The organism is Arenibaculum sp., from assembly GCF_035998295.1.
In the GTDB taxonomy this organism is placed as follows: domain Bacteria; phylum Pseudomonadota; class Alphaproteobacteria; order Azospirillales; family Azospirillaceae; genus DASYHS01.
Genome location: NZ_DASYHS010000070.1, coordinates 114,548 through 127,474 on the forward strand (window position 1 = coordinate 114,548; position 12,927 = coordinate 127,474).

At 68.7% G+C, this 12,927-nt stretch carries 11 protein-coding genes; 2 read left to right on the plus strand and 9 right to left on the minus strand.

Going from position 1 to position 12,927, the window contains the following annotated elements:
• Nucleotides 1-29: 29 nt before the first annotated feature.
• The gene (locus VGO20_RS08225) at nt 30-2,123 is read right to left on the minus strand and encodes a ComEC/Rec2 family competence protein (protein ID WP_327501829.1); all 2,094 of its coding nucleotides are present in this window, start codon (nt 2,121-2,123) and stop codon (nt 30-32) included.
• Nucleotides 2,124-2,225: 102 nt separating this feature from the next.
• Here VGO20_RS08225 and gltX point away from each other — a divergent pair, with 102 nt between their 5' ends.
• Together gltX and gltA are read left to right on the plus strand one after the other, a co-directional pair.
• The gene (gltX, locus tag VGO20_RS08230; protein WP_327501830.1) at nt 2,226-3,632 is read left to right on the plus strand and encodes a glutamate--tRNA ligase; all 1,407 of its coding nucleotides are present in this window, start codon (nt 2,226-2,228) and stop codon (nt 3,630-3,632) included.
• 101 nt (nt 3,633-3,733) lie between these two features.
• Complete coding sequence (gene gltA / locus VGO20_RS08235) at nt 3,734-5,032, plus strand: citrate synthase (protein WP_327501831.1); 1,299 nt, start codon at nt 3,734-3,736, stop codon at nt 5,030-5,032.
• A gap of 248 nt (nt 5,033-5,280) precedes the next feature.
• Here gltA and gloA read toward each other — a convergent pair whose 3' ends face one another.
• From gloA to bamA, 8 genes are read right to left on the minus strand one after another with little or no spacing between them, the layout of a single operon-like run.
• The gene (gene gloA, locus VGO20_RS08240; protein WP_327501832.1) at nt 5,281-5,694 is read right to left on the minus strand and encodes a lactoylglutathione lyase; all 414 of its coding nucleotides are present in this window, start codon (nt 5,692-5,694) and stop codon (nt 5,281-5,283) included.
• Nucleotides 5,691-6,890, minus strand: coding sequence for a lipid-A-disaccharide synthase (gene lpxB, locus VGO20_RS08245; RefSeq protein ID WP_327501833.1), 1,200 nt, complete (start codon nt 6,888-6,890; stop codon nt 5,691-5,693). The genes gloA and lpxB overlap by 4 nt, the downstream gene beginning before the upstream one ends.
• A gap of 1 nt (nt 6,891) precedes the next feature.
• On the minus strand, nt 6,892-7,710 hold the full coding sequence (locus tag VGO20_RS08250; protein WP_327501834.1) for an LpxI family protein: 819 nt from the start codon (nt 7,708-7,710) through the stop codon (nt 6,892-6,894).
• Complete coding sequence (gene lpxA, locus VGO20_RS08255; protein ID WP_327501835.1) at nt 7,700-8,503, minus strand: acyl-ACP--UDP-N-acetylglucosamine O-acyltransferase; 804 nt, start codon at nt 8,501-8,503, stop codon at nt 7,700-7,702. The genes VGO20_RS08250 and lpxA overlap by 11 nt, the downstream gene beginning before the upstream one ends.
• A gap of 6 nt (nt 8,504-8,509) precedes the next feature.
• Nucleotides 8,510-8,977 (minus strand): 3-hydroxyacyl-ACP dehydratase FabZ, encoded by a 468-nt coding sequence (fabZ, locus tag VGO20_RS08260; protein ID WP_327501836.1) that lies wholly within the window; start codon nt 8,975-8,977, stop codon nt 8,510-8,512.
• 2 nt (nt 8,978-8,979) lie between these two features.
• The gene (lpxD, locus tag VGO20_RS08265) at nt 8,980-10,020 is read right to left on the minus strand and encodes a UDP-3-O-(3-hydroxymyristoyl)glucosamine N-acyltransferase (RefSeq protein ID WP_327501837.1); all 1,041 of its coding nucleotides are present in this window, start codon (nt 10,018-10,020) and stop codon (nt 8,980-8,982) included.
• Between the two features lie 16 nt (nt 10,021-10,036).
• A complete protein-coding gene (locus VGO20_RS08270) occupies nt 10,037-10,600 on the minus strand; it encodes an OmpH/Skp family outer membrane protein (protein WP_327501838.1) in 564 nt (187 codons plus the stop codon).
• An 11-nt stretch (nt 10,601-10,611) separates the two neighbouring features.
• The gene (bamA, locus tag VGO20_RS08275) at nt 10,612-12,864 is read right to left on the minus strand and encodes an outer membrane protein assembly factor BamA (protein ID WP_414639785.1); all 2,253 of its coding nucleotides are present in this window, start codon (nt 12,862-12,864) and stop codon (nt 10,612-10,614) included.
• Nucleotides 12,865-12,927: the final 63 nt, after the last annotated feature.

Genomic DNA, 12,927 nt, shown 5'->3' on the forward strand with positions numbered 1-12,927 from the left:
TTTCGCATGCGGATCCTGTTCGCAGGCTACTACCGGGGAGCCGGCGCCCAAGGCCGGCTCCCCCTCGCGTCGGCGACGGTCTCGATCCGCACGCCGTCCGTGCCCAGACGAAGGGCATGGGCTCCCTTGCGCAGGAGATCGCCGCGGGTGATCGCGACCGGCGCCGCGCAGCGTCCGTACAGTTCGGGCGCGACGACGATGTCGGCGGCCAGGCAATCCTCCAGGAATGCCTCGTAGCGCCACGCGATGGCGACCCGCTTTCCCCCGGCGTTCCAGATGCAGCCTTGCGGGTCGCACGCGAGGGCGCCGCCGGCTCCCGGTCCCTGCGCCGGCCAGGCCTCCGCGTCCGCCCGGCCGTCGTGGCGAAGCCAGGTCTGCGCATCGAACCGGCCTGCTCTTTTCGTCGACAGGAGGAGATGCCCTCCTCCGTCGCGCAGCGCGACGACGCGGCCGTCGTCGGAGACGAGCAGGTCCGGCCGCGGCGCCAGGAGGATCGAGGCGAAACCCAGCGCGACCGGGATCAGGCCGAGCAGGCGCCAGCGTCGCGTCCACAGTACGAGCCAGAGCCCGCCGAGGGCGAGCGCCGTCAATCCCCAGACCGGCATCGCCGGAACCAGTCCGGATGCACCCGGCAGGCCCGCAACGACGCTGGCCGTTCCCAGGATCACGTCGATGCCGAGCGCCATCGCCTCCAGCGGCCAGCTTTCCAGGCCGAACGGCATCGCCGCGACGGACACCAGTCCCAGAGGCATGACCCAGAACGAGGTCACCGGCACCGCGATCATGTTGGCCGCCACTCCGTAGAACTGGATCTGCTGGAAGTGGTGGAGCCCGAACGGCAGGGTCGCGAGACTCGCCACCAGGGACGTGAGCACGAGGCCGAAAAGGTAGAGTGCGGCGCGCAGCGGCATGCCTGCACCGGCGCGCCACGCGGCGAACCGGCTTCCCAACGATTCGTAGGCCGCGATGAGGGCGATCACGGCGCCGAACGACATCTGGAAACTCGGCCCCAGCATGCTCTCGGGCTGGAGCAGCAGGACGACCGCCGCTGCGAAGGCGACCAGCCGCATGCTGAAGGGGTTGCGCTCCAGCAGCATCGCGCCGAGCACGATGCCCGTCATCAGCGCCGCGCGTTGCGTGGGCACGGGAGCCCCGACGAGCAGCGTGTAGCCGACCGCTGCGGTCAGAGCCGGGACCGCCGCCCATTTCTTGATCGGGAACCTCAGGGCGACGGTTTCAACCATCGCCAGCAGGGCGCGGACCGCGAAGAAGACGAGGCCGGCCACCAACCCGACATGCAGGCCCGAGATGGAGAGGAGATGGGCCAGGCCGGAGATGCGGATCTCTTCCATGGCCTCGGCCGGAATGGCGCGTTGCTCGCCGGCGACCAGGGCCGCCGCCACCCCTGCCCGCGCGCCGTCGAGACTATCCAGGATCCGGTCGGCCAGCACCCGGCGCGCCCGCTCGGCTGCGGCCGAGGACAGCATCGATCCCGCGCCGTCCACCGGCTCGACCGGCCCGATCGAACGGCCGACGGCGCCGATCCGGGCGAAGAAGAGCTGGCGCCCGAAATCGAAGGAGCCGGGCATCACCGGGCCGGGCGGCGGCTGCAGGAAGGCGCGGACGCGCAGGGTCATGCCGGGCATGACCTCGCCGTGGCGCTCGGAAACGTGAAGGCGGACGCGTTCGGGGGTCGCAGCCGGCTCCATGCCGGCGATGGCGACCTCGTCCAGCGTCACTCGTGCGGCCCCTTCGCCGCGCTCCATCACCACGACGCGTCCGGTCACCACCACCGGTCCGCTGCCGCGCGTGAGGACCGGCGCCGACACCGCTGCGGTCCGGACCTGGGCGGCGGCGAAGCCGAAGGCGACGGCGGCGAGCGCGGCGAATGCGACGAGCGTGGGCATGGATCGGCGTGCCGCTGCGAGCGCCACCGACAGCGCCGCCGCGACGACCGGCCCGATCCAGACGGGCGGCTCGGCCGGCAGGGCGAAGTAGATGCCGATCCCGGCCCCGGCGAGCACGGGAAGCCACAGCAGCCAGCGCTCCGCCTCGGCGGCCCAGATGGACGCGACGGCGGCCCATGCCCGGTCCGGGCCCGGCCGTCCTCCGCTCGCGGACATGGGCTCCGCGGCAACGATGCTTCGCATTGGATGCACCCGCCGTCACGTTGTGCTATGTCAGCCCGTCCCTCGAACCGATGCGATCATGGAATAGCCCGACCGATGACCGTCGTCACCCGTTTTGCTCCATCGCCCACCGGCTTCCTCCACATCGGCGGCGCGCGTACGGCCCTGTTCAACTGGCTGTTCGCCCGCCATCACGGCGGCAGGTTCCTCCTGCGCATCGAGGACACCGACCGGGCACGCTCGACCCAGGAGGCGGTGGACGCGATCCTGGACGGCATGTCCTGGCTCGGGCTCGACTGGGACGACGAAGCGGCGTCGCAGTTCGCCCGCCGCGACCGGCACGCGGAAGTGGCGCACCGGATGCTCGCCGACGGAACGGCATACCGCTGCTACACGACGCCGGCCGAACTCGAAGAGATGCGCGAGGCCCAGCGCGCCGCCGGCCTGCCCGTCCGCTACGACGGGCGGTGGCGCGACCGCGACCCGTCCGAAGCGCCCGCGGGGGTCGATCCCGTGATCAGGCTGAAGGCGCCGCAGTCCGGCGAGACGGTGCTGCGCGACCACGTCCAGGGCGAGGTCCGGGTCCAGAACGCGCAGCTCGACGACCTCGTACTGCTGCGCGCGGACGGCACGCCGACATACCTGCTGGCCGTCGTCGTCGATGACCACGACATGGGCGTCACCCACGTGGTCCGTGGGGACGACCATCTGACCAACACCTTCCGTCAGATCCAGATCTACAACGCGATGGGCTGGAACCTGCCGGAGTTCGCCCACATCCCGCTGATCCACGGCCCGGACGGCGCCAAGCTGTCCAAGCGCCACGGCGCTCTCGGCATCGATGCCTATCGGGACATGGGCTACCTGCCGGAAGCGGTCCGCAACTACCTGCTGCGCCTCGGCTGGGGCCACGGCGACGACGAGATCATCTCGACCGAGCAGGCGGTGGAATGGTTCGACCTGGACGGTATCGGCCGGTCGCCGTCGCGCATCGACTTCGCCAAGCTCGACAACCTGAACGCCCACTACCTGCGCGAGGCCGACGACGCCCGCCTCGTCGCGCTGATCGTCCCCAGGATCGAGGCCATCCTCGGCCACCCGATCGGGGACGAAGGCCGCACTCTGCTGCAACGCGCCATGCCCGGCCTCAAGCCGCGCTCGAAGACACTTGTCGAACTTGCTGAATCCGCTGCATTTTTCGTAGCCAAGCGACCGCTGACACCGACCGACAAGGCGCGCGAGCAGCTCGACGGCGCGGGGCTCGGCATCCTGCGCGACCTCGTGACGGCGCTGTCCGGCGCGCCGGACTGGACCGCACCGGCGCTGGAGGCCGCGACCCGGACCTTCGCCGAGGAGCGCGGCCTCAAGCTGGGCAAGGTCGCCCAGCCGCTGCGCGCCGCCCTGACGGGGTCGACCGTCAGCCCGCCCGTATTCGACGTGGCCGAGATTCTCGGCCGCGAGGAGGCCCTCGCCCGCATTAACGACCTTACGCAACCGCGGTAGACCCGCGGGCCCGCGTTGCCAACTCGGCGGCGCAGCATTATCCTCGACCCATACGAGGGGCGCGGGGATTCCGATCACGAAGACGTCAAAGGAAAGCCGAGATGACCCAAGAAACGGTGACGCTTGTCGACAACCGCACCGGAACGTCCTACGAACTTCCCGTACTCGAGGGCAGCCTTGGCCCTTCGGTGATCGACATCCGCAAGCTCTACAACGAAACCGGTCATTTCACCTTCGATCCCGGCTACACGTCGACGGGGAGCTGCGAGTCCAAGATCACCTTCATCGACGGTGACGAGGGCGTCCTCCTCCACCGCGGCTACGCGATCGAAGACCTGGCCGAGCACAGCAACTTCCTCGAGGTGTGCTACCTGCTGCTGTACGGCGACCTGCCCACGCCCGATCAGCGCCAGCAGTTCGAGGACACGATCACGCATCACACGATGGTGCATGAGCAGCTCACCGCCTTCTACCGCGGTTTCCGGCGCGACGCCCACCCGATGGCGATCTTGTGCGGGGTGACCGGCGCCCTGTCCGCCTTCTACCACGACAGCACCGACATCGAGGACCCGTACCACCGGATGGTCGCGTCCCATCGGCTGGTCGCGAAGATCCCGACCATCGCCGCCATGGCCTTCAAGTACTCGATCGGGCAGCCTTTCGTTTACCCGCGCAACGACCTGAGCTATGCGGAAAACTTCCTGCAGATGCTCTTCGCGGTCCCCTGCGAGCCCTACAAGGTGAACCCGGTCGTCGCCAAGGCGATGGACCGCCTGCTGATCCTCCACGCGGATCACGAGCAGAACGCGTCGACCTCGACCGTCCGCCTCGCCGGGTCCTCGGGCGCCAACCCCTTCGCCTGCATCGCCGCCGGCATCGCCTCGCTCTGGGGTCCGGCCCATGGCGGCGCCAACGAGGCGGTGCTCAAGATGCTCCAGGAGATCGGCAGCAAGGACCGCATCCCCGAGTTCATCGCCCGCGCCAAGGACAAGAACGACAGCTTCCGCCTGATGGGTTTCGGCCACCGCGTCTACAAGAACTTCGACCCGCGTGCGCAGGTGATGCGGCGGGCCTGCCACGAGGTGCTGGGCGAACTCGGGATCAAGAACGAGCCGCTGCTCGACATTGCGATGGAACTGGAGCGCATCGCGCTGCAGGACGACTACTTCATCGAGAAGAAGCTGTACCCCAACGTCGACTTCTACTCGGGAATCATCCTGAAGGCGATCGGCCTGCCGACCTCGATGTTCACGGTGCTGTTCGCGGTGGCGCGCACCGTCGGCTGGGTGGCCCAGTGGAAGGAGATGATCGAGGACCCGTCCCAGAAGATCGGACGGCCGCGTCAGCTCTATACCGGTGCGGCGAAGCGGCCGTTCAGGCCGCTCAACGAGCGTGCGTAACCGCCGGACGTCTCAGATCCGCTCGGGCGGGCCCGGTGGGCCCGCCCGCAGGGTCCCGGCCGTGCTCCTGTCCGCCCGCGACGTCCGCGGGCGGCTTTTTCCCCCCGCCAACGACAACCGCATGCCCATGCGTCTCAGGCTGCGCCGCGCGGCCTTGCTCGCACTGACCGGCGCCGCGGCAGTGACGTTGTTCGTCCAGATGTTCGGTTGAGAACCGGCTGCGGCACGAATGCCGCGGCCGGCCGGTCTCATTTCCGCTCGATCAGCTCGACCTTGTAGCCGTCGGGGTCTTCGATGAAGGCGATCACGGTGCTCCCATGCTTCATCGGCCCGGGCGGCCGGGGGATCCTGACGCCTTCCGCGGCCAGCCGGTCGCAGGTCGCATGGATGTCGGGCACGCCGATCGCGATGTGGCCATATCCGCTCCCGATCGTATAGGGCTCGGCCTGGTCCCAGTTATGGGTGAGTTCGATGACCGCGGTGTCGCTCTCGCTGCCGTAGCCGACGAAGGCGAGCGTGAACCGCCCACCCTCGTAGTCCGTGCGGCGCAGGAGCTTCATTCCCAGCAGCCGGGTGTAGAAGTCCAGGGACTTCTCGAGGTCGAGGACCCGCAGCATCGTGTGGAGGATGCGGTACGAGCTCCCTGAAGCCGTGTCGCTCATGGTCTTCGTTCTCCCTTCATTTCTGCCGTGGTGCCGGCAACGACGCCGAGCACGACCTCGGCCGCCCGTTCGCTCGGGCCCGGACCTCCGTGGCCCAGCCAGCGCGCAACCTCCGAAACCCCCTCGATCTGGACCCGGCGCGCCGCCGGATCATCGAGCAGCGTCGAGAGCGCCGCCGCCAGACGGTCTGGCGTGCACTCCTCCTGGAGGAGTTCGGGCACCAGCATCCGATCCAGCATGATATTGACCAGATTGGCGTATTTCACCCTGATCAGGCGGCGGTAGAGTGCCACCGTGACGGGGTGCAGGCGATAGGCGATCACCGCCGGAAGCCGGGACAGCGCGAGTTCCAGCGCCACGGTGCCGGATGCGGCCAGGGCAACCGTGCTCGCCGCCATCGCGTCGTACTTCCCCTCGTCCCCCTCGACGACCACCGTCGGAACGCTCCAGGAGGCCGCGGCCGCGCGGACGCGGCCGCTCATCTGCGGAACCGTCGGCACGACCGCCCTCAAGCCCGGATGCCGCTCGGCCAGCAGCGCCAGCGTCGTTCCGAAAACGGGCAACAGCCGGGACACTTCGCTGTTGCGGCTGCCGGGCAGAACGCACACCAGCGGGGCGTCGGGCGCGATGCCGTATCGTGCGCGCAGCCGCGCGCCGTCGCCCTGCCCCGCCCCCGTCTCCACCACGGGATGGCCGACGAAGGTGCAAGCCAGGCCCTCCCGATGGAAATAGGGCGGCTCGAAAGGCAGCAGCGCGAGCAGATGGTCCACCAGCCCGGCGAGCTTGCGCGCCCGCCCGGGTCGCCAGGCCCACACGGTAGGCGCGACGTAGTGGACGACCGGTATCCCCTCGGCCCGGATGCGCTTGGCGACGCGGAAGCAGAAGTCCGGCGCGTCTATGGTCACCACCACGTCGGGCCGGGCCTGCCGGATCGCATCCGCCGTCTGGCCCAGCCGCCGGATCAGCGAAGGGAGCTTCGGCAGCAGTTCCGCGAGGCCGAACAGCGCCAGCTCGTCCAGAGGGAACAGAGGATCGAGCCCCTGCTCCATCATGCGCTCGCCGCCGATCCCCGCGAACCGCACCGTTCCTCCGGTCCGGCGCGACAGGGCCGCCATCAGCCGCGCCCCCAGCACGTCGCCGGAAGGCTCGCCCGCGATGAGGAATACGAGCGGCCCGGACTCGTTCTTGCCGGTCACGTCAGGCGATCTCCAATCCTACGACGAACACGCCGAGCCGGTCGGCAACGGCAGCGACCGCCTCGCGGTCGAGCATGAGGGTCGCGCCGGCCTCCACGGCGACACCGGCGAGACCGGCCCGCGCCACGGCTTCCACCGTCGCGGGACCGACCGTCGGCAGGTCGAAGCGCAGGTCCTGCGTCGGCTTGCGTATCTTGACCAGCACTCCCCCGGCCCCGCCGCGCCGCAGCGGCCCGCAGCGCTCGATCAGCGCGTCGGTCCCTTCGACCGCCTCCACTCCCAGGACGATGCCTTGCTGCACCACCACGGCCTGGCCGACGTCCAGGGCGCCCAGCATGCGCGCGACCTCGACGCCGCGCGCGATGTCCCGCTCCGCCTCGGCGTCGGGTGTCAGACCGCCGACCGGCCCCGGGGGCGTCAGCAATGCGGCGAAGACGTCCTGGGCGCCCACGATGCGAAAGCCTTCGCGCTCCAGTTCGGCGGTCACCGCGCGGAGCAGGCCGTCGTCGCCCAAGGCGCGCATCCCCAGCTTGGCGAACAGGCGCGTCGCGCGCCAGTCCGGCCTGAGCTCCGCCAGGCTCGGGCGGCGGACCCTGCCCGCCAGCACGATCTCCGTCACGCCGGCATCGCGCAGCGCGTCCAGCGCCTGCCCGGCGGCGCCGAGCCGCACGCGCGCGTGGGGCACGCCGGCACAGACGCCGTCGTCGGCGTGTCCGTCGAGCGCGAGGACGAAGAAGGGGCGGCCGGCGGCCCGGCACGCCTCGATCAGGCGGAACGGGAGATCGCCGCCGCCGGCGACGATCCCGAGCTTAGCCGCCATTCTCCTGCCTGGGCAGGCAGAGGGCACGGTTGTTGCGGGACCGGATGAAGTCCATCATTGCCGAAACCAGGGACGAGTCCGTGAACTCGACCTCCACCCGCCCGACCCGTTCGGCGAGGGTGCCATCACCCTGGAACAGCGCGCGGAACGCCGTCCGAAGTGCCCGTATCTCGTCCTTGTCGAAGCCGCGCCGGTCGAGACCGACCAGGTTCAGGCCGGCCAGACGCGCCCTCTCGCCCATGACCAGGCCGAACGGGATCACGTCGTTCTCCACGCCCGACATGCCGCCGATCATCGCGTGGGCGCCGATGCGCACGAACTGGTGCACGGCGGACAGGCCACCGAGGATCGCGTAGTCGCCGATCTCGACATGGCCGGCGAGCGTCGCGTTGTTGGCGAGGATCACGTGGTTGCCGACGATGCAGTCATGCGCGACATGCGCCGACATCATGAACAGGCAATCGTCGCCAACGCGGGTCAGCATCCCCCCGCCGGACGTGCCGGGGTTCATCGTGACGTGCTCGCGGATGCGGTTCCGGGCCCCGATGATCAGCTCGGACGGCTCGCCCGAATACTTCAGGTCCTGCGGCGCGTGCCCGATCGAGGCGAAGGGATAGATCACCGTGTCGGCGCCGACCGTGGTCCTGCCGTCGACCGCGACATGCGAAACGAGGCGGACGCGGTCTCCGAGACGGACATCGGGCCCGACCACGCAGAACGGGCCGACCTGCACGTCGGCCCCCAGGCGGGCCGCCGGATCCACGACCGCGCTGGGATGGATTGAAACAGACATGAAGCCTTACTTGTCCAGGATCATCGCGGAATAGGTCGCCTCGGCGCAGAGCGTGCCGTTGACCCTGGCTTCGCCCCGGAACTTCCAGACGGTACCCCGGTTTCGAATCTTGGTGACATGCACATGCACGGTATCGCCCGGCACCAGCGGCTTGCGGAACCGCGCGTCGTCGACGGTCATGAAGTAGACGAGCTTGCCTTCGGCCTCCGCCCCCAGGGTCCGCACCACCAGCACGGCGGCGGTCTGGGCCATGGACTCTATGATCAGGACGCCCGGCATCACCGGCCGGGTCGGGAAGTGGCCCTGGAAGAACTGCTCGTTGATCGAGAGGTTCTTGATGCCGACGGCGCTGACGTCGGGGATGATCTCCTTCACGCGATCGATCATCAGCATCGGATACCGATGGGGGATCATCTCCATGATCCGCACGACGTCGATCTCGCCGACCTCCTGCTCTTCCGCCGTTCCTTCCATCCCTACTCTTCCTTGTCACGAGCGCCGCGGTCCGCACGGCTGACCCTGCTCAACGTCGCCACCTGCCGGAAGAACTGCCGGATCGGAACGGCGGGCGAACCGCAGACCTCCTCGCCGGCGGCGACGTCCTTCATGACGCCGCTCTGGGCGGCGATGCGCGCGCCGGGACCGACCGTCAAGTGCCCCGCGATCCCCGCCTGGGCGGCGAGCACGGCGTGATGCCCCAGTCTCGAACTGCCGGAGATGCCCGCCTGTGCGACGACGACGCAACCGGCGCCCAGGGTCACGTTGTGCCCGATCTGCACGAGATTATCAATCATGCTTCCGCGGCCGATGACCGTGTCAGGCCCCGCGCCGCGGTCGATGGTGGTATTGGCGCCGATCTCGACATCGTCCTCCACGATGACGCGGCCGAGTTGTGGAACCCGCACATGCCCAGCCGCGTCCATCGCGAAGCCGAACCCGTCCTGGCCGATCCGGACACCTGGATAGACGAGGACGCGCTCGCCGATCAGGCAGTGGCTCAGCGAGGCGCAGGCGCCGATCCGGGTGCCGGCACCGATCCGGACGTTCTCGCCGATCACCGCGTTCGGTTCCACCCGGCAGCCGGGGCCGAGGCTCGCACCGGCCCCTATGACGGCCCCGGCCCCGATCTCGCACCCCTCGCCGATCTCGGCCGAGGCATCCACGACCGCCGACGGATGAATGCCGGCCGACGGAGGCGGCACCGGGTAGAACGCCTGGGCGGCGAGCGCGTAGGCCTTGTAGGGCGTGCGGGTCACGAGGACGGCCGTTCCCGATGGTGCGCGCGCCGCGAAATCCGGATGCACGAAGCATGCGCCGGCCCGGCTCACGGCGAACGCGTCAACGTATTTGCGGTTGTCCAGGAAGCTGAGGTGCTCCGGTCCGGCGGCACTCAGCGGCGCCACGTCGTGGATGAGGCGCTCGGGGTCCGTCCCCTCCGCCGGCACCGCACCGGCGATCCGGGCGAGGTCGGCCACGGTGAACGGTCCGGCCACCTTGAAAAAACGGGAATCGGGCATGGCCGTGCGCTCCGGCTCAGTTCTCGGCGTTCGGAATCGATACCTTCACGGAAGGAAGTTCCGCGTTCAACCTCTCCATCACCGTTTGGGTGAGATCGAGGGACTTCTCCACCAGCAGCACCTGCTGCTTGGCGAGGACGATGTTGGCATCCTTCTCGCCGGCCACTTCCGCCACGATCTTGAGCAGTGCGGCCCGGACCTGGTTCACCGCCTCGTCATGCGCCAGTTCCAGCGACCGCCTGCGGTCCTGCACCGCGCGCTGGATCTCGGCCACCTGGGTCTCGAACTCCTGCCGCTTCTGCGCGAACGCCTCCGGCGAGAGGACGGTTCGCTGGCGGGAAAGCTCCTGTTCCGCCGAACGGAGCTTCTCCTCCTGCGCCGCAATCTCCTTCTGGTAGACCCCGCGCTGCGTATCGAGTTGCTGCTGGATGTTCTTGTAGGCCGCAGCCTCCTGTTGGATCTCCTGCAGGTCGACCACGACGACGATCGGTGAAGGCACGCTCGCCGCGTCCGCCCGAAACGGTGTCGAGACGAGCAACGCCCCCAGCGCCAGCGTCGTGATGGGCAGACGAATTCTCATGTTGCCTTTGCTCAGAAGCGGGTGCCGAAGCTGAAGCGGAACTCTTCGGGATCGTCGTACTCTTCCTTGAGGAGCGGGTAGGCGAAGTCGATGCGGATCGGCCCCAGCGGCGACCGCCACGAGACGCCGACGCCGAGCGAAAGCCGCACCGCATCCTCGTCCACCAGCCGCTCTCCGGGCCGGGGGCTGACATCGACCCCGGCCAGGCTGCCGAAATCGCTGAACGTGTGCCCGGTGATGCCGAACTCCTCCGGCAGTCCGATCGGGAAGGCGAGTTCGACGCTGCCGCGGGCGAACCGGTTGCCGCCGAGCGCATCGTCGCTGGCAAGGTCGCGCGGCCCGACACCGGCCGGCGCGAAACCGCGCAGACTGTCGCCGCCGAGGAAGAAGCGGTCGGAGATCGTGACGTCCTCGCCGAGGCCGAGGATGTAGCCGACCTCGCCCAGGACGCTGAGGATGGTCTGGTCGAACACGGGGAAATAGACGCCCGCCCCGAGGCGGTTGCTGAGGAAGTAGGCGTCGCCGCCGAGACCGGCGGCCTCGCTGGTCAGGCGGACGTAATACCCCTCGGTGGGTGCGATGCGGCTGTCCCGCGCGTCGTACATCAGCTCCTGGCCGATCGACGACTTGATCCGCCCGCCTTCCTGGTCGCGGATGAAGCGCGACGCGGTCGCAGGAACGTCTTCGATGACGGTTTCGGCGATCGTGTAGTTGAGGCGCTGCCTCAACCGCTCCGTCAGCGGATAGCCGACGCGCAAGCTGATGCCGGTGTTCTTCTCGTCGTAGGAGCTTTCGTCCTGATTGTCCCGGGTGATCCGGAACAGGTCGACACCCGCCGAGAGGTCGCGATCCAGGAAATAGGGCTCGGTGAAGCTGATGTCGAACTCCTGCGTCCGGCCGGAGACGAGCGCCAGGAACCGGAGGTCCTGTCCACGTCCGAGGAGGTTGCGTTCCCGGATGCCGAAGCTGGCGAGCGGACCGTCGACGCTGGAGTAGCCCGCGCCGACCTCGATCTCGCCGGTGGACTGTTCCGCGACGTTGACCTCCACCACCGACCGGTCGGGCGTCGAGCCCTCCTGCGTGGCCACCGTGACGGTCTCGAAGAAACCGAGGTCCCGGATCCGCTGCTCCGAGCGCCGAAGCTGCGAGGTGTTGAAGGGATCGCCCTCCACGAGCTGCATCTCCCGGCGGATCACCTTGTCGGTGGTTCGCACGTTGCCGGTGATGTCGATCCGCTCGACGAAGACGCGCGGCCCCTCGTTGATCTGGTAGGTGATGTCGATCGTCCGCTCTTCGCGGTTGCGCGAGATCTGCGGCAGGATGTCGACGAACGCGTATTGCAGGTCGCCGACGGCACTCGTCAGGTTCGCGATCGTATCCTCGACCGCCTCGGCATCGTACCAGTCGCCCTCGGACGTGGTGAGGACGCTGCGGAGCTGCTCCGGATCAAGCGCCGTCAGTTCGGTGGCGATGTCGATGTTGCCGAACTTGTAGCGCTCACCCTCCTCGATCGTGAAGGTGATGAAGAAGTCCTCGCGGTCGGGCGTCAGCTCCGCGACGGCCGAAACCACCCGGAAGTCCGCATAGCCGCGCGAGAGATAGAACCGGCGCAGCAACTCCCTGTCGAAGGTCAGGCGGTCCGGGTCGTAGGAGTCCTCGGAGGTCAGGAACCGGTACCAGCGCGATTCCCGCGTCTGGATCTCCTCCCGCAGGCGGCCGTCGCTGAACACCTGGTTGCCGATGAAGCTGATCCGCCGGACCCCGGTCTGCGGGCCTTCGTCGATTTCGAAGACGAGATCGACGCGGTTCTGGTCCAGCGGAATCACCTTGGGCTCGACGGTCGCCGCGAAGCGGCCGGAGCGCCGGTAGATCTCGATGATGCGCTGGACGTCGTTCTGGACGCGGGTCCGGGTATAGACGACCCGCGGGCGGAGCTGGACTTCCCGCTCCAGATCCTCGTCTTCGGTGCGCTGGTTCCCCTCGAAGGCGATGCGGTTGATGATCGGGTTCTCGACCACCGACACCACCAGGGAATCGCCTTCGCGCCTGAGGGCGACGTCGGCGAACAGGCCGGTCGCGAACAGGCTCTTGAGCGACTGGTCGATTCGCTCTTCGCTGAAGGGGTCGCCGGGCACCACCGACAGGTAGGAGCGAACCGTGCTCGGCTCGATCCGCTGCGTGCCCTCGACGACGATTTCCGAGATGATGCCCCCGGTGAACTGCGCCTGCTGTGCCCCGGTCTGCAGTCCCTGGGCCAATGCGATGGACGAAGTCGCCGTCGCGCATGCCGCGGCGAGGCATAGCGCCACAAACCTGTTCAGACCCAA